Raw genomic sequence first — 22054 nt, 5'->3', positions numbered from 1 at the left:
TTCCTCGGGGACTTTCGTACGCCTGCCGGCGCCCGAAACTCTTCGCGAAAGGGGAACGTCCGCCTTCAGGACGACCCACCAGAAAGCGGAACGTGGCCAACTGTAGTCTGATATTAGGCAATCGCCATCGTTTCACCGTGTCTGGTGGCGATTGAGATAGCGCTCCAACAGGCGCACCAGCGTGATCAGAAACAGATTGATTGCCAGGTAGAGCGCGCCCGCAATGGCGAATATCTCGAAGACAGCGAAGGTCTGGCTCATCAGCCGCTTGGCGTAGCCGGTGACTTCCAGCACTGTGATCGTGGATGCAAGGCTGGTGCCCTTAAGCGTCAGCACCAGTTCGTTGCCATAGGCCGGCAACGCCTGGCGGATGGCAAGTGGAAACTCTATGCGGCGAAAGCGCAAGGCGCGCGACATCCCGCAGGCTTGTGCTGCCTCGACAAGGCCTACTGGCACCGACATCAGCCCGCCGCGCAGGATCTCCGACGTATAGGCGGCAGTATTGAGCGCCAACGCCAGCACCGCGCAGCGCGCGCCGTCACTCACCACCCACCACAGTGCCGCGTTTTCCTTAACGAAGGAGAGCTGGCCCAGGCCGTAGTAGAAGAGGAAGATTTGCACCAGCAGCGGGGTGCCGCGAAAGACCGTGCTGTAGCCTTTGGCAAACCCAGAAACGAGCCTGTTCGACGACAGACGCATGATGGCCAAGCCTAGGCCAAGGTTGAAACCGATCAGGACCGACAGGAAGGTGAGGATGGCGGTGACTTTCAGCCCCTTCAACAGCACCGGAATTGCTTGCTGGATGAGTTCGAGGTCCATCGGTTTTACTTCCTTGAGCGGAGCCTGAGCACGCGTTCGGCCTGGTCGATGCCAGCCTGGCTGATCAATGTGATCGCGAGATAGACCACCGCAGCGATGAGATAGAAGATGAAAGGGTGACGCGTTGTGTTGGAACCGATGAAAGCGGTGCGCATCAGTTCCTGGAGGCCGACCACCGAGACCAGCGCCGTGTCCTTGATGGTGACCTGCCAGACATTGTTCATGCCGGGAATGGCGATGCGCAGCAACTGCGGCAGGATGATGCGGCGGAAGATGCGCAGGCCCGGGATGCCCAACGCCCGGGCCGCCTCGATCTGGCCCTGCGGGATGGCGGCAAGCGCGCCGCGCACCACCTCGGTGGAATAGGCGCCCGAGATCGAGCCGATGGCGAGGACGGCAATGACGAAAGCATAGCCGCTGTCGGCAAGACCGGCATAGCCGAACGCGGCCGCCACCTGCGTCACGAACTGGACCGAGCCGAAGAACAGAAGATAGATGATGAGCAGTTCCGGCACGCCGCGCACCAGCGCCGTGTAGCCGTCCACGACATATGTCAGCGGACGCACGCGCCCCCATTTGATTAGGCCGCAGATCACGCCGACGACGAAGCCGCCCAGCATGGCGGCGATGGCGACGGCAATCGTGATCGTCGCGCCACGCACTATTGCGCCGACCCAGCCGCCTTCCCACACTTGCCAAAGACCAAATTCCATAGACAGGCCAAGCTTTCCGATGTCAGTCCGTCCGGAGGGCGGCTCCGGATCCGGCCGAGACGACCGCCCTCGCCTGGCGGCGCGGACGGTCGCCTCTGGCTCTTACTTGCAGGGGCGAGAGATGTCGGACTTGAACCACTTCTCGCTGGCCTTGCCGATCGAGCCGTCGGCAACCAGCTCGCACAGCGCCTTGTCGATGTCGGCCTTCAGCGCGGTGTTATCCTGCGAGATGCCGACGCCGATGCCCTCACCCAGCGACGGGTCGAAGGTGCTCTTGATCCGCACGTCGACGAACTGGAAGTTCTTGCCGTCGGGCTTGTCGAGGAAGTCCTGCAGCGCCGAAGCGTCGGCGAAGGCGGTGTCGATGCGTCCGGATGCCAGGTCGATCTGCATCTGGTCTAGCGTATCGTAGGTCCTGAGATCGGCATTGGGCGCGCGCTTTTCCAGGAAATGCGCATGCGTGGTGCCCGCCTGCACGCCGACCTTCTTGCCGTCGAGCGACTTGAGCAGCGTGTCGATGTCCTTGATGCCGGCGAGGTCGGAGTTCTTCGGCGCCACGAACATGTTAGCAAGTTGGGCGTAGCCGACGCTGAAGTTGATCTCCTTCTTGCGCTCGGCGGTGATCGACATGCCCGAGATGATGACGTCGAAGCGCTTGGCCTTCAGCGCCGGGATCAGACCGTCGAAGGCCTGCACGACGAAGTGGCACTTCTTGTCGAGCTTGGCGCAGAGAAGCGCGCCAACGTCGGCGTCGAAGCCAGTGACGTTGCCGGAGGCGTCGGCCATGCTCCAGGGCGGATAGGCGCCCTCGGTGCCGATGGCGAGTTCGCTGGCGGCGAAGGAACTGTTCATTCCGGCGGCGAGGAAGGCGAGCAGTGACAAGATCTTCAGTTTCATTGAGTTCCCCATTGTTGAACGTTTGTGGGTGTGCATCGGGCTTGCGCCCGGTTGCTCCTTGATCGCGCCCGGTCAGAGCGTCCGGGCCAGGAACTGGCGCAGCCGTTCCGAGCGCGGATTGGCGAACAGCTCCGCCGGCGCCCCCTCCTCCTCCACCTTGCCGCGGTGGAGAAAGAGGATCTTGTGCGACACCTCGCGCGCGAACTGCATCTCGTGCGTCACGAGGATCATGGTGTTGCCCTCCTCGGCGAGCTGTCGGATGACGCGCAGCACTTCGCCGACGAGTTCGGGATCGAGTGCGGAGGTCGGCTCGTCGAGCAGGATCACCTTGGGGCGCATGGCGAGCGTGCGGGCGATCGCCGCGCGCTGCTGCTGGCCTCCAGAAAGCTGGCCGGGATACTGGGCGTGCTTGTCGGACAGGCCAACCTTCTTGAGCAGAGCATGAGCGTGCTCCACCGCCTCGTCGCGACGCTCCTTCAGCACGTGAACGGGCGCCTCGGTGATGTTTTCGAGCACCGTCAGATGTGGCCACAGGTTGAAGCTTTGGAACACCATGCCGACGCGGGCACGGATGCGCTCCACCTGCCGCATATCCGCCGGATGAGAACGGCCATCCGAGGTCCTCTTCATCCTGATCTCGTCGCCATCGACGATGATGCGGCCGCTATTGGGCTGTTCGAGCAGGTTGATGCAGCGCAGGAAGGTGCTCTTGCCGGAGCCGGACGAGCCGATCACCGACACAACTTCGCCGGCGCCTGCCGAAAGGCTCACGCCGTTCAGCACTTTGATCGGACCGAAGCGTTTGTGGAGGTCGAGCACCTCGACGGCCGCTTTCGGCCGCACGGCCACGGCCGCGGAATGTGGCTGGGCGATGCTGGTCACCGCGACTGGCACGGCAGCTTGCGGCTTGCCGTCGATGGCTGCGTCCACGGCCTTGAGATCCGCGAAAGCACGGTCGAAATAACGCAGGCTGGTGGCCAACGAGTTCCACTGCCAGTCGGCATCCTCGGGGATGAAGGCGGCGCGCAGCGTCGACTTGATACGCTGGCCGAGTGGCGAATCGACCTTGCCGTGGAGATGCAGCCAGTTGTCGGCCTGCACCGCGTCCATGACCGCGGCGCCGTCGAGCGTGCCGCATTCGACGACCAGCGGCAGCACGCGCGCATCGGGCATGACCTTGCGCACGGCCGCCGAGACATAGCCAGTCGCGGTAGCGGCGATGCCGGTGTCGGTCCTGGCGTCGGCGCCGGTCAGCACCACCGAGAGCGCCGGACCGAAGACGGACTTGCCCCAAGCCAACCCGTCATGCTCGCTTTCGGCGACCGACAGCAGGGCCGGATAGCCGTAAGGGCCGGCGCCGGTATGCATATCGAAGACCACGACATGGCGCGCCTGCGCGGCGAACGCGGTTAGGATGTCGATGAGTGTACGGTTCGACCAGACCGGTCCGGCACCGCCGTAGAACAGGCCGCCCGGAAACTGGTACTGACCCGCCTCGACGATTGGCGCGATGCCGGCATGGCCGCCCAGCCGCGTCCTTGCCGCTTCCAGCGCTTCGTCGGCCCGAACGCGTTCCGGGCCTTCCCATTCTCGGCAGACGAGCGCTGCGTGAAGGTCGGCATATTTTTCGTTCTTCGGCGCACCAGCCTGCCAGTCTATGAAATTGCGGTTGAGGTCGACATTGTCCTCGTTGACGCGTCGAGACCAGGCCGTTCCCCAAGGGTTGATGAGGTGGATGGCGAGGATTGCCGTATCGTCCGGCAACCGCCGCGGAGCATTCTCCTCCAGCCAAGCGGTCTGGCAGGCCGAGCCGAACTGGCCCTCGACGCCATGCGTGCCGGAGATCAACACCATCAGCTTGGGCGCGTTCCGGCGCCCGATGAAGGCGACATCTGTGGCCAGCATCTCGCCGGCCGGGCCGTGCAAGGGATGAACATATTCCGTCAGCTCGGCACCGGCACGCTGGGCGGCGTTGCGGAAGCGATGGCGTAGTTCGGCAAAGCCGACCGAATAGGAGCGCGCCGCAGCTACATCACGCATGAGCTTCCACTCCATTCCGGTTGCTGTCGTTGTCAGGCGGCGGGACAAGGGGCAACACCTTTCCCGGGTTCATAAGCGCATGGGAGTCGAGCGTGTCCTTGACCCGCCTCATGAGCTTCAGCTTGGTCCGGTCGGCGGTGGCAGCCAGCGCGTGGATGCGCTTGGAGCCCACGCCATGCTCGGCCGAGAAGGAGCCGCCAAGGGCGGCGAGATCGGCGTAAAGCGCCGCCGCGAGTGCCGTCGGCAGAGGCCCGCGGCGGTTGAGCACGATATGCAAATTCCCGTCGGCGAGATGTCCGAAGACGAAAGGTTTCAGCTCAGGGTCAATGGTGCCAAGCCCGGTAAGGATTCTGTCGACATATCCGTCGATCTGCGAAAGCGGCACCGACACATCATAGGAAGGCGCTGCCGCATGGGCTCGATAGATGATGTCAGTGTCCTCGCGCAGTCTCCACAGCGCCTCTTCCTGTCGCTTCGAGCCGGCGACGATGCCGGTCGTCTCGGGATGGCGCTCCAGAATATCGCCGAAGAGTTTTTCGAACTCAGCGCGCAACGCTTCCTCACGCCCGCCGCCAAGCGCCAGCAGAAGGTAGAACGGTTGGTCGAGCTCGAAGTCGGGTTCCGACCACCCATGCGCGGACGCAGTAAGATCGATGAACGACCGCCACAGCGCCTCGGCCGCGCGAAGCTGGCCGGTTTCGCTGTCGAGTGCCAGGCGGATGAGGTCCAACGCCGCGGTGACGGACGGCAGGCCGAACAGCGCCGTTGCCGTTGCACGCGGCGTGGGATCGAGCTTGAGCACGGCCCGCGTTACGATGCCGAGCGTGCCTTCCGCGCCGATGAAAAGATGCTTGAGATCGTAGCCCGCAGCGTTCTTCACCACCCGCGTCATGTCGCGATAGACGCTGCCGTCGGCGAGGACCGCCTCGAGGCCGAGCACCCGGTGGCGCATGACGCCGTTGCGGAAGGCCATGACGCCGCCGGCATTGGTCGAGACCATGCCGCCGACCGTGGCACTGCCGCGCGCCGCAAGGTCGATGCCGGGCTCCAGCCTGTGCTCGGCCGCCGCCTGGCGCAGCGCTTCTAAGACGACGCCCGCCTGGACGACGGCCGTGCGCTCGACGGCGTCCAGCCGCTCGATGCGGTTCATCCGCTCGAGCGAAAGCACGATCTCGCCCGGTTCCGAAACGCTGCCGCCGACCAGTCCGGTGCGCCCGCCCTGGGCGACGACCGGCACGCCGTGCCGGTCGCACAGCCGCACCACCGCCGCCACCTCTTCGGTCGTGGCCGGTGCGACGATGATGCCGGCGCCGAGATTTTCGGGATTGGTGCCAGGATCGACATCGGCGGCCGCGCCTATGCGCAGATGCCGCGCGCCGACGACCCCGCGGATATCGTCGAGAAGCGCATATGGAACCGCCGCTGGCGCGTCTTGCAATCCGGCCTGGCTGGGGTGCTGATCGATCATTGGCGCGCGATCCAAGCGAGCGCGCCGATCAGGCGGTCATTGTCGGCGGGCGCGCCGATGGTGACGCGCAGATAGTTTTCGTAGCCTTTTTCGCGCCATGCCTTCACGATGATGCCTTCCTGGAGCAGAGCGCTCGCAACCAGCGAGCTGTCGCCGCCACAGTCGAAGAACAGGAAATTCGTCTGGGAGCGCGCGACCTGGAAACCAAGTTCTTTGAGGACGGTGCCGACACGTGCGCGTTCGCCGCGCAGGCGAGCGACCGATCCCTGCATCCATGCCTCGTCGGCGAGTGCCGCGATGGCCGCGACCTGCGCCGCCGCATTGACGTTGAAGGGCGTTTTGGCAGCCGCCACCACCCGCGCCAATTCAACGTCGGAACAGACGGCATAGCCGACGCGCAATCCCGCCAGCCCGTAGGCCTTGGAAAAAGTACGCAGCACGACGAAGGCAATGCCGCTCTCCCGCAGCACTTTGAGCCCGTCGGGACAAGACTCGTCGGCGAATTCGAAATAGGCTTGGTCGAGCACGAACAGCGTGCCAGATCTCACCGCCGCGATCAGCCGGTCCAGCGACTCGCGATCGAGCGCCGGGCCGACCGGATTCCACGGCGAGGAAAGGAAGACGATGCGGGGGCCGGAGGCGATGGCCTGCTCGAGTGCCGCGATGTCGAAGCCGAGATCGTCGGTCATCGCCACTTTCGTGACGACCGCGCCCTGTGCCAGCGGCTCGATCTCGTGCAGGCCGAAGCTCGGAACCACGGTGACCACGCCGGCTCTGGGCACGAGCATGGCGCGCGAGACGGCGGCGATCAGTTCCTCCGAACCGTTGCCGGCAACGATGGTGTCCGGCTCGACGGACAGCTTTTGCCCGAGGGCGGCGCGAAGATCTGCGCAGGCGGGATCGGCGTAGCGCCACGGCTCCAGCGCCGGCGAGGCGAGCGCCGCGAGAACGGCCGGCGAGCATCCGTCCGGGTTTTCATTGCTGGCGAGGCGCGCAATGTCGTGGCGGCCCGAGATCGAACGGGCGACAGCGATGTTCATGCCGGCATTATAGGGCGGCAGCGCAGCGACATTTGGGTTGAACGCCAGCCCATTTTGTGAGGCGGTTTTGATTGAGTTGTCCAAGCCAATGCTTCCGTTCTCTATGGGAGTGCGTACCTTCACGGGCTTCCGCGCCTTCAAAGGTCCAGGACGACCGATCCTCTTGGCCTCGAACAACACAGCAGGACTTCGCCGGGGGGCAGTTCGTCCAGCGGCACTTCGAAATAGGCGACCTCGCCGGAAACCAGGCGCGACTTGCAGGTGCCGCATATCCCGGCGCGACAGCTGAAGTCGGGGGAAAGACCCTGGTCCTCGGCAAAGGCGAGCAGCGACGCGGCAGTCGGATCCCAGGCAGCCGTCCGGCCCGATTTGCGAAACTCCACTGTGATGGAACCGCCAGGAACCGCCGCCGGCGCCTGCTCTACCAGAGCATGCTCGGTTGGCGCTTCCAGCAGGGTCGCCGGACCGAAGAACTCGTAGGCGATGCGCTGTCGGGGCACCCCAAGCCCGCGCAGCATGCCGTGCACGGCCCGCATGAAGGGTGGAGGGCCGCAGAGATAGAAGTCGTAGTCGTCGAGAGGCAGCAATTGCTGCAACAGCTCGCGCGTCACCACACCCTCGCTATGGTGGCGGCCGGCAACCCTGTCCTTGCTGGTCGGGAAGCGGTAGCAGAAGTGCGCCGTCACGCCCGGTCGTGAGGCGGCCACCGTCTCGACCTCGTCTCGCAGGGCATGCACGTCGCCGTTGTCGCAGGCATGGATGAAGAGCACCTTCCGCTCGGTGGCGGCCAGGGCATGCAGCATCGCGACCAGCGGCGTCAGCCCGACGCCGCCGCTCAGCAGCACCACCGGCCGCTTGCTCTCGCTATCGAGCGAAAAATCGCCCCGCGGCCCCTCGGCCAGCAGGATGTTACCGACTTCGACACGATCATGCAGATAGCAGGAACTGACGCCGTCGGGCACATCGGCGCTCGGCGCGGCCTCACGCTTGACGGTGATGCGGTAGCTGCCCTGCTGCCGCGGTGAGCACGATACGCTGTAGTTCCTGAGCACGAAGCCCTCGCCACCCTGGACGGGCATGCGGAAGACGAGGAACTGACCCGGCTCAAAAGGCCGCCAGCCTTCGGCTTCGACCGGCTCCAGGTAGAACGAGCTTATGGTTGCGCTTTCACGCACCTTGGCGACCACCCTGAGTTCGCGAAATCCGCTCCGGCGTGCACTGACGGGGGCGGTGTAGGCGTTCATTCGGCCGCCGCCAGTTGCTGTTCCTCGGCTGCGATCAGCCTGGCCAGGTTGCGCCGGAAGCGCAGCGGGCCGACGTCGATTTTCAGGTCGAGATTGGGGGTGCGCATGTTGGCCATGCCCTTGTGCACGGCGTTGAGCACCACGCGGTCCTCGTCGAAGGCTCCGCGCACAGACTTGGCGAACTGACGCGAGATCTCCTCGTCGTCTGGCGCGAAGTTGCGCATCTGGAACCAGTAGTACCTGGTATGGTTCTCATCGACAGGCGTCATGAAGTTATAGCTATCCATGAGGAAGACATCCTCATGAAGAGGTTTGCCCTCCCCGCCGGTGTTGGCGGGCACGAAGATCGCCTTGATGATGGCGTGGCTTGGATAGCGTACCTCGTAATGTTGCTTGCGGTCGCACTTGCCGGAAAATTTGAGGTAGGGCGCGTAGAATGGCGCGGGCTCAACGTCGACCATCCAGCGCCAGACGGTGACGCCATCCTCGCCGACGGTCGTTTCGAGCGGAGCTTCCTCGGCAGCGGCATTGCCGAAGGAGCTCTGGTGGACCCAGGCGACGTGCGAGGGGTCGAGCAAGTTGTCGGTCATGTAGAGATAGTTGCATTCGAGCATCATCGACTCGCCGCGATTGACGCCCCATGCTGGATCATTCCAGTGCTCCACCTGGAAGATCTTGGCCGGATCGGCCTTGGCAGCCTCGCCCATCCAGATCCAGAGCAGGCCGTAGCGCTCGGCGATCGGATAGCTGCGCACCTGCGCCACATGCGGTATCTTCTCCGCGCCGGGAACGCGGGTGCAGGTGCCTGTGCAGTCGAAGGTGAGGCCATGATAGCCGCATTCGACATCGTTGCCCTTAATACGGCCCATCGACAGCGGCAGCTTGCGGTGCGGGCAGGCATCTTCAAGGGCGGCGACGGCGCCGTTGGTCTTGCGGTACAGGACGATGTCTTCGCCGAGGACCTTCACGGGTTTCAGTTCGTTATGACTAACCTCATGATCCCATGCGGCGACGTACCAGCAATTCCTGAGAAAATGGCCACTCCTCCCCTATCCTTCGGGAAAAGTTCTAGTGGTGCGGCGGGGGTGCAAAAAGCGCTTGCAGCTGGCTTCTATTTTAGAAAAACTAAAACAAAGACCCGGATGCAAATGTCGTGAAAAACCCGCCACCCTTGCGCTCGATACAGGCGTTCGAAGCCTTCGGGCGTCTCGGCAGCGTTACGGGGGCGGCCGAAGAGCTCGGCGTTTCGCCTGGCGCAGTCAGCCAGCAGATCCGCAAAGCTGAAGAAGCTCTTGGCGTACAACTTCTGGAGCGCCGCGGCAGGATGGTCACGCTGACCTCGTGGGGGCGGCTCTATCACACGGCGGTGTCAGAGGGCTTCGATCGCATCCGGGGCGCCGGAGAACTGCTCGAACGGGCGCGCACTGAGACCGCGCTGACTGTCTCGTGCCTGCCCTCGCTCGCCAGCAAGTGGCTGGCGCCGCAGCTTTTCGACTGGCAGGCCCATCATTTGGGCGCCACAGTGCGACTGATCGGCGCCGAGCCCGAGGCGCGCTTCGGCGAAGAGCAGCTCGACTTTCGCATTTCCTATGGCGCAAAGAAGCGCGACTACGACCACTATGTCGAACTGTTCACCGACTGGGTGGTGCCGGCCTGCTCGCCGGCGCTTCTGGAGCGGCTGCCTTTGCGGAAGCCGGTCGACATCCTCGAACGGCCACTGCTGGCGATCGAATGGGCACGCGAGCATCGCTCGCCGCCGACTTGGAGCGAGTGGGCGGCAAGCATCGGGGCGAAATACCGCAGGACATCGGGCGAGGTTGCATTCTCGTTGTCGAGCGCGGCCATTGACGCAGCCATCAACGGCCGCGGCTTCGTGCTGGCGCAACTGTCCATGGCCGGGGACGACATTTCTTCGGGTCGGCTGGTTGTGCCGTTCAACCTCCCCCTTAGACTGCCTGATCCGTATTTCCTGGCTTGGGATCGCTCGGCGCTGCAAAAGCCCCATGGCGCGGAGCTTCGCGCCTGGATCGTCTCGATCGCAAATCGCCAAGAGGCGCAGTATTCAGGACTGCGGCCCGCGGGGCCCGCTTGATCGACTCTGCCACAAGCTACCGAAGTGCTGAAGTCTTGTTTGCCCAATCGTCCTCGACGGGCCGCTCGCGTGGCGCTCTAACGGGGCGGCTACCAATCAGCTCGCTAACGTCAGCTGACACCGAACAGTTCGCTGAGCCACGCCATCTGTTGGCGCTCCTGGTAGCCTTGCCCACCTTCGTGGTTGTTGAATTCGTATTCTACGATGGTCTTTTCGCCCGCATAGGCATTGAATGCGCCATAAACTGTAGAGGGCGGGCAGACTTCGTCCATCAGGGCCACCGAAAACAGCGCCGTCGCCTTGGACTGCCGTGCGAAGTTGACGCAGTCGAAATAGTTGAGCGTTTCAAAGACTTTCGCCTTCTTTTCGCGATGCTGCGCCAGAAAACGAACGATTTCCAAATAGGGATCGTGCACGGCAGTCTGCACAGCGCGCGGAAAGTCGCACAGAAATGGCACGTCAGGCATTACGGCCTTGACGCGCGGGTCGATGCCGCCAACAGCGAGCGAAATACCGCCGCCCTGACTGTCACCGCAAACCGCGATGCGTTCGGGATCGACGAAGTCCAGCCCTACGAGAGCATCTATCGCCCGCACACCATCGGTGAACAGGCGCCGGTAATAGTAGTCATTCTCATCCAGCACGCCACGCGTCATAAAGCCGGGGATGGACGAGGTTGAGCCGACAGGATCGGCGGTCTCACCGACGCTCCAGGTGCTTCCCTGCCCACGTGTATCCATTCGGAAATAGGCAAAACCTGACGCCGCCCAATGCAGCTGCTCATGTGCCAAGCCGCGGCCGCCGCCATAGCCGATGTACTGCACGACGAGGGGGAGCCGCCCCTTGTGATGCGTCGGCAAGATCAGCCATCCTTTGATCGGATGACCGCCGTATCCCGGAAACGTGACGTCGAAGGACTGGATCGCCTTGAGCGTCGTCTGCGCCTGCACGATGCTAACCTCGCCGCCGGCCTGGCGGGCCTCGGCGACGGTTGACGTCCAGAACCGGGCAAAGTCGCCCGGCATGGTGACGCTGCTGACATAAGCGCTCAGTTCGGGCTGGATCAGATCTGGGAACGGCATTGGTTCTCCAAAGTTGCATCAGAAGCAAAGTCAGCGATTGATATGGATGGCTCCGCAATCGGATCCGCCCACGGGCCTGAACCCGCGCGGTACCGGTCCAAGAAATTTCGCCATGTCCCCTCCGCCATTCTTCTGTGCATGGCTATCATGAGACCTGCATCCCGGGGCGCCTTAGGAAAAAATGGGACGGTGACCGCCCCATCCGTACTCCGTTTAGCTGCCCGTCTTTATGTGGGTCCAGAGGCGGTTGAGGACCCGCTGCTCCTTGGACCCGTAGGGAGAAATCGTGAAAAGCTTCTTGAGCGTTTCCTGCGTCGGATAAACCGACGGATTCTTCAACACTGCTTCGTCGATGAACTTCTGCGAGGCGAGATTGCCGTTGGCTGTTTGGACATAGTTGGTTGCCTTGGCAATGACTTCCGGCCGCATCAGGTAGTTGATGAAGGCATGCGCCTCATCGACATGCTTGGCGTCGGCAGGGATCGCCAGGTTATCGAACCACATATAGGTGCCTTCCTTAGGGATCAGGTATTCGATCTTGACCCCGTTCTTGGCTTCATTGGCGCGGTTCTTGGCCTGCAGCACGTCGCCCGACCAGCCGATGCTGATGCATTTATCGCCATTCGTCAGATCGTTGATATAGGCAGAGGAGTTGAAGGTGCGGACGTAGGGCCGGATTTTCGTGTAGGTGTCACCGCCGGCTTCGAGGTCCTCTTTCTTCTTGCTGTCGCCATCCTTGCCGAGATAGTTCATGGCAATTGCAACAGTCTCCTCCGGCGCATCGACGATATTGATGCCACAATTCTTTAGTTTGGCCGCATTCTCCGGCTTGAAGAGCACGTCCCAGCTGTCGATCGGCACGTCGCCGAGCGCGGCTTTCACCTTGTCGACATTATAGCCGATGCCGGTGGTGCCCCACATATAGTTGACGGCATATTCGTTGCCCGGGTCATACTTGGCTAGGCGCGCCATCACCTCGGGCCACATGTTCTTGAGGTTCGGCAACTTGAACTTGTCGAGCTTCTGGAACACGCCGGCCTGGATCTGACGGGCCAGGAATGGTCCGGTGGGAACCACCACGTCATAGCCAGACCCGCCGGCAAGCAGCTTGGTCTCAAGAATTTCATTCGAATCGAAGGTGTCGTAGACGACCTTGATGCCGGTCTCCTTGGTGAAATCATCAAGGATGGAACTGTCGATATAATCAGACCAGTTGTAGACGTTGACGACCTTGTCCTGCGCCAACGAGACGCCTGCGGAAAACAGGGCAGCCGTCATCGTGACAGCCAGTCCGAATAGCTGTTTCTTCATGAAGATTCTCCTGTTTGGCCCAGCCTGCCATCCTGCCGGCAGGCCAGATGTTGGACTATCGAGGTCAAGGAGGGCATCATTGACCTGCCGATCGTTCCCGATTGGACACCGCTTGCCACCCTTCTCGCTGGCGCAGGAGAAGCAGGCCTGGGCGCTTCAGCCCAAGAGATCATTCCAGGTAAGTCCCTGGCAGGGTTCATTGCTGCCTTCTCAAGCTGTCGTCAAAAGCGCCGACGAAAATGTCGACCTCGTTTCGCGACCAGATCAGTGGCGGGCGTAGCTTGAGGGTGTTAGGCGTGCCTTTCCCTATGAGGATGTTTCGGGCAAGCATGTCTTCGACAAGCCGCTCGGCTTGTGTCACGGCCGGTTCCTTTGTGAGACGATCCGTCACCAGTTCCACGCCGGTCATCATTCCAAATCCGCGTATGTCGCCGATGATGGCGTGCCGTTCAGCCAGACGCCTAAGCTCCTGCCGCAGATAATCTCCGATGGCGGCGCCCCGCCTGATCAGGTCTTCTCGCTCAATGACGTCCAGCACGGCCATGCCGGCCGCGCATGCGACGGTGTTGCCGCCGAAGGTGCTGAACAACTGCGGGTAGGTGCCATTGAGGAACCGCTTCATGAGTGCCGAGCTGAGAATGACAACGCCGAGAGGGTGGCCATTTCCAACCGGCTTGCCCATCGTTATGAAGTCGACATTGTCGTCCTTGAGCCCGTTTGCCCGGAACCCCCAAAAGGTTCCCATGCGGCCACAACCGGCCTGCACCTCGTCCGCAATGACGAACCCGCCCGCCGATCGGACCTCTTCCGCGACAAGATTGAAATAGTTTTCAGGCGCCCGCAGCACCCCGCTCGAACATAGGGCAGTGTCGACCATGAATGCCGCCGGCCTGTGGCCTCTTTCGCGTAGGGTGGCTATCGCCCTGTCGGCGTCGGCGGCATACTTTGCCGCTGCTTGCGGGTCGTTGGCGAAAGGACCCCTGTACATATCCGGGGCCATCAAGGTTTCAACGCGTTTGGGATGCTCGTCAGCGGGAAGGTGACGCCAGCTTTCATTGGAGAGCGCCGACGTGAGCCCGGTGCATCCGTGGTAAGCCTGGTCAACGATCAAACCGCCATCATGTCTGCTGAGCGACATGGCTATCTGCATCGCCAGGTCGTTGGCTTCGCTGCCCGAGTTGACGAAAATGCAGGTGTCGAGGTGATCAGGCAGGTCGGCGGTCAGGCGCGCCGAGTACTCGACCGCCACGTCGCACATATATCGCGTATTGGTGTTCAGCGCGCAGGCCTGGCGGTAGATCGCTTTCGCCACGTGCGGATGGCAATGACCAATCTGAGGGACGTTGTTGTAAACATCCAGATAGGCGGTGCCATCGGCGGTATACATCCAGGCTCCGCGGGCGCGGGTGATGTGCAATGGCTTGTTGTAGAAATGCCATATCGGTCCCAGGTGAGCTTCGCGCTCGTGCCTGAGCACGTCATAGTCATTTGCGAGATGCTCGCCATCGTTGCCCATGGCGCCATACGCCGGAAACCGGCATGCCTGACGAAGCCGGCGGACCGCCTGTGCGCGACCTTGACGGCTCAGCAACTGCATCATCCGAGGGTAATGGCCGGCGTTTTCGATATGCGGGATGCCGGATTCATCCGTGGCTTCTCTCGCTTCCACGATGACAGTGGCCATGGCGAGGCGCAGAAGCAGCGCATCGAAAAGGAGATCGATCTCATTTTCTTCAAGTGGGCATGTCGAATCGAAACCTGATGTGACGTCGCAAAGGTAGGCGATCGGATCGTCATCGAAGTCCGAGAATGTCTCGGAAGCAGTCACAATGTCCGCGACAATGGAATTGTGGCCCATATCGCCAAAATCGATGATGCCCACTGGCGATGTGCTGTCGTTGGGATCGACCAGGATATTGCCGCCATGCGAATCCTGATGCACGACTTGGCAACGCGTCTTCGACAATTGGGGAAGGGTAAAGCGCTCGGCGCGCTCAAAGATTTCTTCACACAATTGCCGAAGCCTGGCGTCGGAGATCTTTGCTATCTGCGGGCGCAAGGCCAAGGCACGTGAAATGTCCCAGAGGTGCACATTGCTGCCTGCGTATGGATGAAAAAAATCGCGCAGCGCGTAGGCAAGCCGTCCTACCATCGCTCCTATGTTGAACCGAGTGGCGGCGGAAAAGGCTTCCTCAACCTGCTCCATGACCTTCCCCGGAAGGAAAGTAAGCACACGCACCATGTGATGGCAGCCGCGCTCGTCCGCGATCCATTCATATGGGGCGCCAGCGAGAGAGGGAACAACGCGAGGCACCGGCAGGGTCGGATCGCGCTCGCAGATATGGTTCAGGGCTTTGACCTGCATATCCACGACGCCTTCGGGTTCGCCTATATTCGATATCTTGACGACGACGTCGCGGCTATCCGTGCCCTCGATCCGCCAGGACAGATCGCGCTCGGAAGCCAGTTGCCTGAACGTCCCCTCGATCCCATACCGGGTTGCCACGAGGCGCCTTGTCGCTTCCGGCGAAAAATTAGGAAGGTTGCGAAGCAGAAGAGCGTCCGTGCTCATTCCATACCTTAAGGCCAAATATCGACACCCGACGTAGCGACCACGTCGCAGTTGCACGTTGGGCAGGGAAGTCCGCAGTTGGCAGTTTTGCGCTGCGCATCGCCGGCCGTACGAGAGGCTAGACCTCTATCAAAATGGCAAGAATATCATTCAGAGAACGGATACATTGGTTTTTACAAATGCATCCGGTGCGCCCTGATGATCGCGTCGCGGACATAGGCGACGTTGGCAGCCTGCTCGCCTGTTCGTGTGGCGACCTCGATGTCGGCTGAATAGGCCTCGTCGGCTATTGGAAGTCGGCGAAGACGCCCCTGCTGTTCGAACATGCGGGCAAAATGTATCGGCAGGACCCCGAGATAGGCGCCTGACAGGACCATCAGAAGCTGCGCTTCAATATCAAAGGTTACCCGGTTCGCGGCTGCGGTGTCGAAGCGATGATGCCGAATACCATACCAATATCCTCTGTGTACCCATGGATGGCCGTAGCATTCCGCACTCGTAATCGTCTCGTCATTTCGGCAAAACAAAGGATGCGCCGAACCGCAAAATACCGCGTGCTCTTCTTGGTAGATGATCTGGTATTGCACGCTTGCGACTTTGATGTCGGAGCCACCTATCCCAATGTCTATTTCGTTTTCCGCCACAGCCTTCGTTATGTCGTTGGGGCGCATGATCTTGAGATCTAGCACGATTTCCGGCGCAGCTTTGGAAAGCTCGGCAATAGCGTCGGCAAGCCGGAAACTTGGGTCGGTCGCTAAGCAGTCGACAATGCCGACGCCGACCTTTCCCGCCAAAGCGCTTCTAACACGCGAAAGCCGGGCCGAACCGGCGTCCAGCATCCCGGTGATTTCCGTACTGATTTCGTAAACCCGCCGCCCATCCTCCGTCAGCGAAAACCCGCGACGCCCCCGTTCACACAACTTCACGCCCAGCCGCTGTTCAAGCGCGGTCAGATGGTTGGAGATCGTAGGTTGACTAAGCGACAGTTCCATCTGTGCTGCGGACATGCCGCCGTTGCGGACCACGCTTTCAAAGACGCGAAACAGATGGAGATCGGACCCCGATATCTTCATGAAAAGCAGATTGCACCAAATGTACTGGATGGCAATTCGGGCACACGGGTGATGCAGGTCACGCGCAAACGGTCATTTCCACCGGGAGCCGAATCGAGGCGGACGACTTCGTGATTAACCTGCTGGTAGCAAACGGCTGCCCGTGCCTGCGAAGCAACCGATGATCGCCCTGCCTTCCTTCCCCGCTCCGCCGCTACCGGGTATTGACGCTGCAAGCAAATCCGGATTTGATGATACGTGGATACAAAAATACTTCCGAGGTACCAAGTGCCAGCAGCCTTCTCCGTCGAGCCACGCATGTCCGCCACTGCAGAGGAGGAAGCGTACCGGCATCTCCAGCGGGCGCTTCGCCTGGGTCGTTACAAACCGGGTGACCGGCTCATTCCCGAAGACATCGCGGCCGAGATCGGCATGAGCCGCATGCCTGTGCGGGAAGCCTTTCGGCGCCTGGCTTCCGACGGACTGGTCGTTCTCCGCCCCAATCGGGGATGTGTCGTGGCCGGCCTCACAGTCGATGAGCTTTACGAAATCTTCGAAATGCGTTCGGTTTTGGAAGGACTCGCCGTCAGGCTGGCGATGCCACGGATCGATGAGGAGGCGCTCGAAGAATTCGAGAACTTACTCGATCGCATGGAACGCGCCGGGCAGAGCGGCAGCAGCGACTGGGTGGTGCGACATCAGGAATTCCATGGCCGGATCTGTGCGCTCAGCAGGAGGCCCAAGCTCATCCACCAGATCTCGGCGCTGCACGTGGTGATAGAGCCATACATGCGGATTTGGTTCGAGGACGCAGACAAGCCGCTTTCCGCGCGCGAGGAGCATGCCGCCGTGATCGCGGCTTTGCGCTCCGGCGACGGACGTCATGCCGAAGAGGTTATGCAAGATCATATTCTCGGGACAGCACCGATGCTGGCCGAGTTTGTGAGTCCGAGCCGGTGACACACGCCAGCCGGACAGAAATGGCCAGTCAGCCAATGAAAAAAAGGGGAACCAAATGAAAATCTGTCGTTTGGCCGCGATTGCGGCCGCATTCAGCATGTTCGTCTTCACCCACGCCACTTTGGCACAAGACGCGCCGAAGGCGATAACCATCGCGACGGAAGGCGCCTACGCTCCCTGGAATTTCACCAACGCAGACGGCAAGCTTGACGGTTTGGAGATCGAGCTTGCTAACGATCTTTGTGCAAGGATGAAGATCAAATGCACCATCATTGCCCAGGACTGGGATGGTCTTATTCCGTCGCTGAAGGTCGGCAAGTTCGATGTGATCATGGCCGGCATGTTCATCACACCGAAGCGGCTCGAAACCATAGACTTCACCCAGCCCTACGCGGTCGATCCGGGCGGATTCGCCGTCGCCAAGGACAGCGAGCTTGGCAAGCTCGGTTTTTCCGCGGAAAAGTTCAATCTGGACGACGAGGCTGCATCCATGGCCGCGATCGAGAAGCTGAAGCCGCTGCTGAAGGGCAAGGTGGTCGGCGTACAGGCGGCCAGTATGATGCTCGATTTCGTAAAGAAGTACTTCGGCGACACGGTGGAAATCCGTGAGTACAAGACCACCGAGCAACATGACCTCGACCTCGCCGCCGGCCGGGTCGACGCTCTTTTTGCGCAGCGGACGGCGCTCGCCGCTACACTCTCAAAACCTGAATTTGCCGATTACACCCTCGCCGGACCGGGCTTTGTGGGCGGCCTTTTCGGCCGCGGAACCGGCGCGGGGCTGCGCAAGGAAGACACCAAGCTCAAGGAGATGCTGAATGCGGCAATCGACGGTGCAATCGCCGACGGCACCATCAAGCGTATCTCGGAGAAATGGGTGAAGACGGATGTGACGCCGGTCAAGTAGGCGCGGGCGGACCTGCCCGGCGGAGCGGCGCGAGCCGTTTGCGTCGGGCAGCGCGCTGAAAGGCTAGGACTTACATGACCAATCTTATGCATATTTTGGGTTTGCAAGAGGGCGGCTGGGGAGCCGCTCTGCTTGTCGCATCCGGTGTTACGCTTGCACTGTCCGTTCTCGGCTTTATCCTCGGCGCCGCCTTCGGCGCCACGGCGGCGGCCGGTCGGCTCTCGTCCCGCGGCGTCCCCGCTTGGCTCGCCCATGTCTACGGCACAGTATTTCGCGGTGTGCCCGACTTGCTGACGATATACCTCCTCTACTACGGCGGCAGCATCGCCCTGACGCAGATTGGCAAGTTATTTGGCAGCGCCGGCTTCGTCGGGCTGCCGACTTTTGCAACCGGTGTCCTGGCGATCGGCATCATATCGGGCGCCTATCAGGGAGAAGTCTATCGCGGCGCCTACCAGGCCGTGGATCGCGGCCAGTTCGACGCCTGCAAGGCGCTCGGCCTGTCCCGATCTCAATCGCTGCGCCTCATCATCGTGCCGCAACTGATGCGCCACGCCCTGCCGGGGCTCGGCAATGTCTGGCAGCTGGTACTCAAGGACTCGGCACTGATCTCCGTCATCGGCCTCGTCGAACTGATGCGCCAGGCGCAGATCGGAGCAGGTTCGACGCGAGAACCTTTCATCTTCTATATTGCGGCCGCCGCGCTCTACTTCGTCATCGCCGCCGTGACCGCTTCCGTCTTCCGTTATGGCGAGGCGCGGGCCTGGAGAGGCATGGTCCACGCGTGATCGACTTCGCCTTCTTTCTCGAGATCATTCCCGTCCTGCTTGCTGGCCTGCCGTTGACCCTGCAGCTTACTGCAGCCTCGATGGGCATCGGTTTCCTTATGGCGTTGCTGCTCGCGCTCGCCCAACAGGGAAATCGCCGGATCGTGGTATGGCCCATCCGTGCCTTCGTTGCAGTCTTTCGCGGAACACCCCTGCTGGTGCAGATCTTCCTCATCTATTATGGTCTCGGCCAGTTTCGGCCGTCGCTCCAGGCGATCGGAATCTGGTGGCTGTTCCGCGAGCCTTACTGGTGCGCCATCGTCGCGCTCAGTCTCAATGAAGCTGCCTATGGAAGCGAGATCCTGCGCGGCGCAATAAAGGCTGTGCCGCGCGGACTGACCGAGGCCGCTACAGCCTCCGGCATGTCGAAGCTGCTCACGCTGCGCCTGATTGTGCTGCCTCTGGCCCTGCGCCAGGCGATCCCGAATTACAGCAACGAGATCATCCTCATGGTCAAGGGCACGTCGCTTGCATCGATCATCACGCTGATGGAGGTCACCGGGATCGCGCAGGGGCTTATTTCGCAGACCTATCGCGCCGTCGAGGTCTTCGTGGCTGCCGGCGCGATCTATCTCACCCTCAATTTCACAATCATCTCGACACTGAACGCGCTGGAAATCCGGCTCACCCCCTATCGGGCGCGGGCCTGAGACATGTCTCGCCGCAATGACGAGGAGAACTAACGAAATGCGCGATTTCGAGAAGCCGACGCGATCCGTTGCCGTGTCGCGACATGCGATGGCGGCGACCTCGCACCCTTCTGCCACGTTCGCGGCATTGCAGATCATGGAAATGGGCGGTAACGCCATGGATGCCGCCATTGCCGCCTGCGCGGTGCAGTGCATTGTGGAACCGGGCTCGACCGGCATCGGCGGCGACTGTTTCGCGCTTTATGCGCCCAACGGCTCTGACAAGGTAATCGCCTATAACGGGTCCGGCCGCACGCCGGCGGCCCTCACCGCCGACTGGTTCAATGAGCGAGGATTGGCGGAGGTGCCACGCCAGTCGCCCGCGGCAGTAACGATCCCCGGGGCGATAGACGCGTGGACACGCCTCCACGCCGATCACGGCGAGCTCCCCTTTGCCGACGTGCTTGCGCCCGCCATCCGGTTTGCCGAGGAGGGTTATGCCATCACTCCCCGCGTTCATCGCGACTGGTCCCTTGAGCAAAAACTGCTCGCGGCCGACGCCACGGCTGCGCGAATCTTCCTTCCCGGCGGAAGGGCGCCAAAGATAGGCGAGGTTCACCGTCAGCCGGAGCTGGCGGAGACACTAAAACGCATTGCTGCAGAGGGACGCGACGCATTCTACGGGGGACCGGTCGCCGAGGACATAGTGTCCTATCTAAATTCGCTGGGCGGGCTCCAGACGCTGGAAGACTTCGCGAATTCGCGCGGCGAGTATGTGACCCCGGTGACCACAGATTTTCGCGGCTACATGGTCCATGAATGTCCCCCGAACGGCCAGGGCATCATCGCACTCCTGATCCTCAACATCCTGAGCCGCTTCAACGCCGAGGGGGACCCGCTGTCGTCTGACAGGCTGCATGTCGAGATCGAGGCGACGCGCCTTGCCTATGCCGCCCGCGACGCCTGGATCGCCGATCCGGAGAAGGCGGACGTCCCGGTTGACCACCTGCTGTCCGACGAACTGGCAGACAGGCTTGCGGGAATGATCGACCTGAGCAACGCGCTGACAGACCTGCCGCCCCTCGAAATGCCATTTCATCGCGATACCGTCTATATCTCGGTCGTCGATCGAAATCGGAATTCGGTAAGCTTCATCAACTCCATCTTTGACAGTTTCGGCACCGGCCTCGTCTCGCCTCGCTCGGGAGTGATCCTCCACAATCGTGGTCAAAGTTTCTCGCTCAAGCCCGGCCATCCCAATCGAATCGGGCCCTCGAAACGGCCGCTTCACACGATCATCCCTGGCATGGTTACGCGCAACGGCAGAGTAGAAATATCGTTCGGCGTCATGGGCGGCTACTATCAGGCGCTCGGCCATGCCCATCTGATTTCCAAGGTGCTCGACTACGGAATGGACCTGCAGGAGGCAATAAATCTGCCCCGCTTTATGCCGACATCCGACGGAACGAAAGTGGAGGCGGAGCATACGATTGACGCCTCGACCATAGCCGAGCTCGAATGTCGAGGCTTCACCTTTTCTCCAGCAGATGAGCCGATCGGCGGCGCTCAAGCGATCCGGATCGATTGGGAGAACGGCACTCTGACCGGCGCGTCGGAACCAAGGAAAGACGGGATTGCTCTAGGGATTTAGTGCCCCCGCCATTTGCGGTTCATGTATCGAGGTGCCACGCAACCCGCAAATTGCTCCGAGCTCCGACTTTGCAAGCAACGTGGCGGAGCAGAATATGAGCACTTTGCGTCTGCCTGGTTGGCAAACCGGATCGTCGGCGAACATCTGTTTCGGCTTTTTCTGGGTCGCGCCTTCCCTTCATGACCCGAAGAGCAGGCGAGAGCCGAGTTCCGGGACAGCTTAGAAATATGGCAGCTTGTAGAGCGACCGACAGGCTTCAAAAGCTCGCCCGGGTGCTGCGAATGACCGGAGAAGGGCGCAAAGCACAGGCGCCTTTTTGCAAGCAGTTCTACGCCGCAGCCCTCTCGTCATTTGCAATCACTTTACTTGATCCGGGATGGGCGGAGATCGGTTCGGCCAGATCGGAGACGGAGATTACCCAGTCGAGTGGGAGGCAGACATAGTCACTGAGGTAACTGCGGCAGCTTCTAGGATCGGCGATCATTGCGCTGAAGGGCCGAGATCAGGCGCAAAGCGGCCGTCCGTGACTCACATATTGTTTTGATCCCCTCGCCACGGCGAATCCAGCTGAGAATGAGCGTAAATCGGTCAAAGGTCCGTGACGCTGGGAGGAATGGCACCGAATTATTTGCGGGAGCAAATTCAAAATCGTCGCAGTGGTCGTGTAACAAACTGTGTAACAATTAGCGGAAAAAGCGCAATCTTTTCAGAGTCATAGGCGTCGAATGGAAAGACGCTCTCTCCGCCAGC

General features: G+C 61.5%; 17 protein-coding genes and 1 pseudogene. 6 read left to right on the top strand and 12 right to left on the bottom strand.

Annotated features, from left to right (window positions below):
- Positions 1-132: 132 nt before the first annotated feature.
- The 8 genes and pseudogenes from AU465_RS34475 to AU465_RS37580 all read right to left on the bottom strand — a co-directional run.
- On the bottom strand, positions 133-819 hold the full coding sequence (locus AU465_RS34475) for an ABC transporter permease (protein WP_192257693.1): 687 nt from the start codon (positions 817-819) through the stop codon (positions 133-135).
- Positions 820-824: 5 nt separating this feature from the next.
- Positions 825-1532, bottom strand: coding sequence for an ABC transporter permease (locus AU465_RS34470; protein ID WP_192257691.1), 708 nt, complete (start codon positions 1530-1532; stop codon positions 825-827).
- Between the two features lie 102 nt (positions 1533-1634).
- Positions 1635-2429 (bottom strand): transporter substrate-binding domain-containing protein, encoded by a 795-nt coding sequence (locus tag AU465_RS34465; protein WP_192257689.1) that lies wholly within the window; start codon positions 2427-2429, stop codon positions 1635-1637.
- Between the two features lie 72 nt (positions 2430-2501).
- Complete coding sequence (locus AU465_RS37330) at positions 2502-4469, bottom strand: DUF2817 domain-containing protein (protein WP_192257687.1); 1968 nt, start codon at positions 4467-4469, stop codon at positions 2502-2504.
- The gene (locus AU465_RS34455; protein WP_192257685.1) at positions 4462-5937 is read right to left on the bottom strand and encodes an FAD-binding oxidoreductase; all 1476 of its coding nucleotides are present in this window, start codon (positions 5935-5937) and stop codon (positions 4462-4464) included. The genes AU465_RS37330 and AU465_RS34455 overlap by 8 nt, the downstream gene beginning before the upstream one ends.
- Positions 5934-7061 carry a histidinol-phosphate transaminase gene (hisC, locus tag AU465_RS34450; protein ID WP_192257684.1) on the bottom strand — a complete coding sequence of 376 codons (1128 nt, stop codon included), beginning with the start codon at positions 7059-7061 and terminating at the stop codon, positions 5934-5936. Before hisC ends, AU465_RS34455 begins: the two co-directional genes overlap by 4 nt.
- A gap of 53 nt (positions 7062-7114) precedes the next feature.
- Positions 7115-8221, bottom strand: coding sequence for a 2Fe-2S iron-sulfur cluster-binding protein (locus AU465_RS34445; protein WP_192257682.1), 1107 nt, complete (start codon positions 8219-8221; stop codon positions 7115-7117).
- A pseudogene (locus AU465_RS37580) lies at positions 8218-9255 on the bottom strand (aromatic ring-hydroxylating dioxygenase subunit alpha); the annotation flags it as partial. The pseudogene AU465_RS37580 and the gene AU465_RS34445, both read right to left, overlap by 4 nt.
- 119 nt (positions 9256-9374) lie before the next feature.
- Between AU465_RS37580 and AU465_RS34435 the strand changes: the two are divergent.
- Positions 9375-10313 (top strand): LysR family transcriptional regulator, encoded by a 939-nt coding sequence (locus tag AU465_RS34435; RefSeq protein ID WP_312891356.1) that lies wholly within the window; start codon positions 9375-9377, stop codon positions 10311-10313.
- 110 nt (positions 10314-10423) lie between these two features.
- Here AU465_RS34435 and AU465_RS34430 read toward each other — a convergent pair whose 3' ends face one another.
- The 4 genes from AU465_RS34430 to AU465_RS34415 all read right to left on the bottom strand — a co-directional run bounded on the left by AU465_RS34430 (position 10424) and on the right by AU465_RS34415 (position 16351).
- On the bottom strand, positions 10424-11395 hold the full coding sequence (locus AU465_RS34430; protein ID WP_192257680.1) for an acetylxylan esterase: 972 nt from the start codon (positions 11393-11395) through the stop codon (positions 10424-10426).
- 213 nt (positions 11396-11608) lie between these two features.
- Positions 11609-12706 (bottom strand): polyamine ABC transporter substrate-binding protein, encoded by a 1098-nt coding sequence (locus tag AU465_RS34425; RefSeq protein WP_192257678.1) that lies wholly within the window; start codon positions 12704-12706, stop codon positions 11609-11611.
- A 196-nt stretch (positions 12707-12902) separates the two neighbouring features.
- Entirely contained in the window at positions 12903-15278 is a 2376-nt protein-coding gene (locus tag AU465_RS34420) for an aminotransferase class III-fold pyridoxal phosphate-dependent enzyme (RefSeq protein ID WP_192257676.1), read from the bottom strand.
- 173 nt (positions 15279-15451) lie between these two features.
- Positions 15452-16351 (bottom strand): LysR family transcriptional regulator, encoded by a 900-nt coding sequence (locus AU465_RS34415; protein ID WP_192257674.1) that lies wholly within the window; start codon positions 16349-16351, stop codon positions 15452-15454.
- 297 nt (positions 16352-16648) lie between these two features.
- Between AU465_RS34415 and AU465_RS34410 the strand changes: the two genes are divergently transcribed.
- From AU465_RS34410 to ggt, 5 genes are all read left to right on the top strand, one after another.
- Positions 16649-17290: a GntR family transcriptional regulator gene (locus AU465_RS34410; RefSeq protein ID WP_192257672.1), complete on the top strand. Its 642-nt coding sequence runs from the start codon at positions 16649-16651 to the stop codon at positions 17288-17290.
- Between the two features lie 55 nt (positions 17291-17345).
- Positions 17346-18197, top strand: a complete 852-nt coding sequence (locus tag AU465_RS34405; RefSeq protein WP_192257670.1) for a transporter substrate-binding domain-containing protein — start codon at positions 17346-17348, stop codon at positions 18195-18197.
- Positions 18198-18271: 74 nt separating this feature from the next.
- The gene (locus AU465_RS34400) at positions 18272-18985 is read left to right on the top strand and encodes an ABC transporter permease (protein WP_192257668.1); all 714 of its coding nucleotides are present in this window, start codon (positions 18272-18274) and stop codon (positions 18983-18985) included.
- On the top strand, positions 18982-19674 hold the full coding sequence (locus tag AU465_RS34395) for an ABC transporter permease (protein WP_192257666.1): 693 nt from the start codon (positions 18982-18984) through the stop codon (positions 19672-19674). Before AU465_RS34400 ends, AU465_RS34395 begins: the two co-directional genes overlap by 4 nt.
- 37 nt (positions 19675-19711) lie before the next feature.
- Positions 19712-21304 (top strand): gamma-glutamyltransferase, encoded by a 1593-nt coding sequence (gene ggt, locus AU465_RS34390; RefSeq protein ID WP_192257664.1) that lies wholly within the window; start codon positions 19712-19714, stop codon positions 21302-21304.
- The last annotated feature ends 750 nt before the right edge of the window (positions 21305-22054 follow it).

The organism is Mesorhizobium silamurunense (assembly GCF_014843905.1).
GTDB lineage: Bacteria > Pseudomonadota > Alphaproteobacteria > Rhizobiales > Rhizobiaceae > Mesorhizobium > Mesorhizobium silamurunense.
The sequence above is the reverse complement of the archived record's forward strand: the minus strand, read 5'-3'. Positions and strand labels throughout refer to the sequence as shown.

Excerpts from the sequence above, each read along its gene's own strand:
- AU465_RS34475 (WP_192257693.1), bottom strand. The coding sequence starts at position 819 with ATGGACCTCGAACTCATCCAGCAAGCAATTCCGGTGCTGTTGAAGGGG.
- AU465_RS34470 (WP_192257691.1), bottom strand. The coding sequence starts at position 1,532 with ATGGAATTTGGTCTTTGGCAAGTGTGGGAAGGCGGCTGGGTCGGCGCA.
- AU465_RS34465 (WP_192257689.1), bottom strand. The coding sequence starts at position 2,429 with ATGAAACTGAAGATCTTGTCACTGCTCGCCTTCCTCGCCGCCGGAATG.
- AU465_RS37330 (WP_192257687.1), bottom strand. The coding sequence starts at position 4,469 with ATGCGTGATGTAGCTGCGGCGCGCTCCTATTCGGTCGGCTTTGCCGAA.
- AU465_RS34455 (WP_192257685.1), bottom strand. The coding sequence starts at position 5,937 with ATGATCGATCAGCACCCCAGCCAGGCCGGATTGCAAGACGCGCCAGCG.
- AU465_RS34445 (WP_192257682.1), bottom strand. The coding sequence starts at position 8,221 with ATGAACGCCTACACCGCCCCCGTCAGTGCACGCCGGAGCGGATTTCGC.
- AU465_RS34430 (WP_192257680.1), bottom strand. The coding sequence starts at position 11,395 with ATGCCGTTCCCAGATCTGATCCAGCCCGAACTGAGCGCTTATGTCAGC.
- AU465_RS34425 (WP_192257678.1), bottom strand. The coding sequence starts at position 12,706 with ATGAAGAAACAGCTATTCGGACTGGCTGTCACGATGACGGCTGCCCTG.
- AU465_RS34420 (WP_192257676.1), bottom strand. The coding sequence starts at position 15,278 with ATGAGCACGGACGCTCTTCTGCTTCGCAACCTTCCTAATTTTTCGCCG.
- AU465_RS34415 (WP_192257674.1), bottom strand. The coding sequence starts at position 16,351 with ATGAAGATATCGGGGTCCGATCTCCATCTGTTTCGCGTCTTTGAAAGC.
- AU465_RS34410 (WP_192257672.1), top strand. The coding sequence starts at position 16,649 with ATGTCCGCCACTGCAGAGGAGGAAGCGTACCGGCATCTCCAGCGGGCG.
- AU465_RS34405 (WP_192257670.1), top strand. The coding sequence starts at position 17,346 with ATGAAAATCTGTCGTTTGGCCGCGATTGCGGCCGCATTCAGCATGTTC.
- AU465_RS34400 (WP_192257668.1), top strand. The coding sequence starts at position 18,272 with ATGACCAATCTTATGCATATTTTGGGTTTGCAAGAGGGCGGCTGGGGA.
- ggt (WP_192257664.1), top strand. The coding sequence starts at position 19,712 with ATGCGCGATTTCGAGAAGCCGACGCGATCCGTTGCCGTGTCGCGACAT.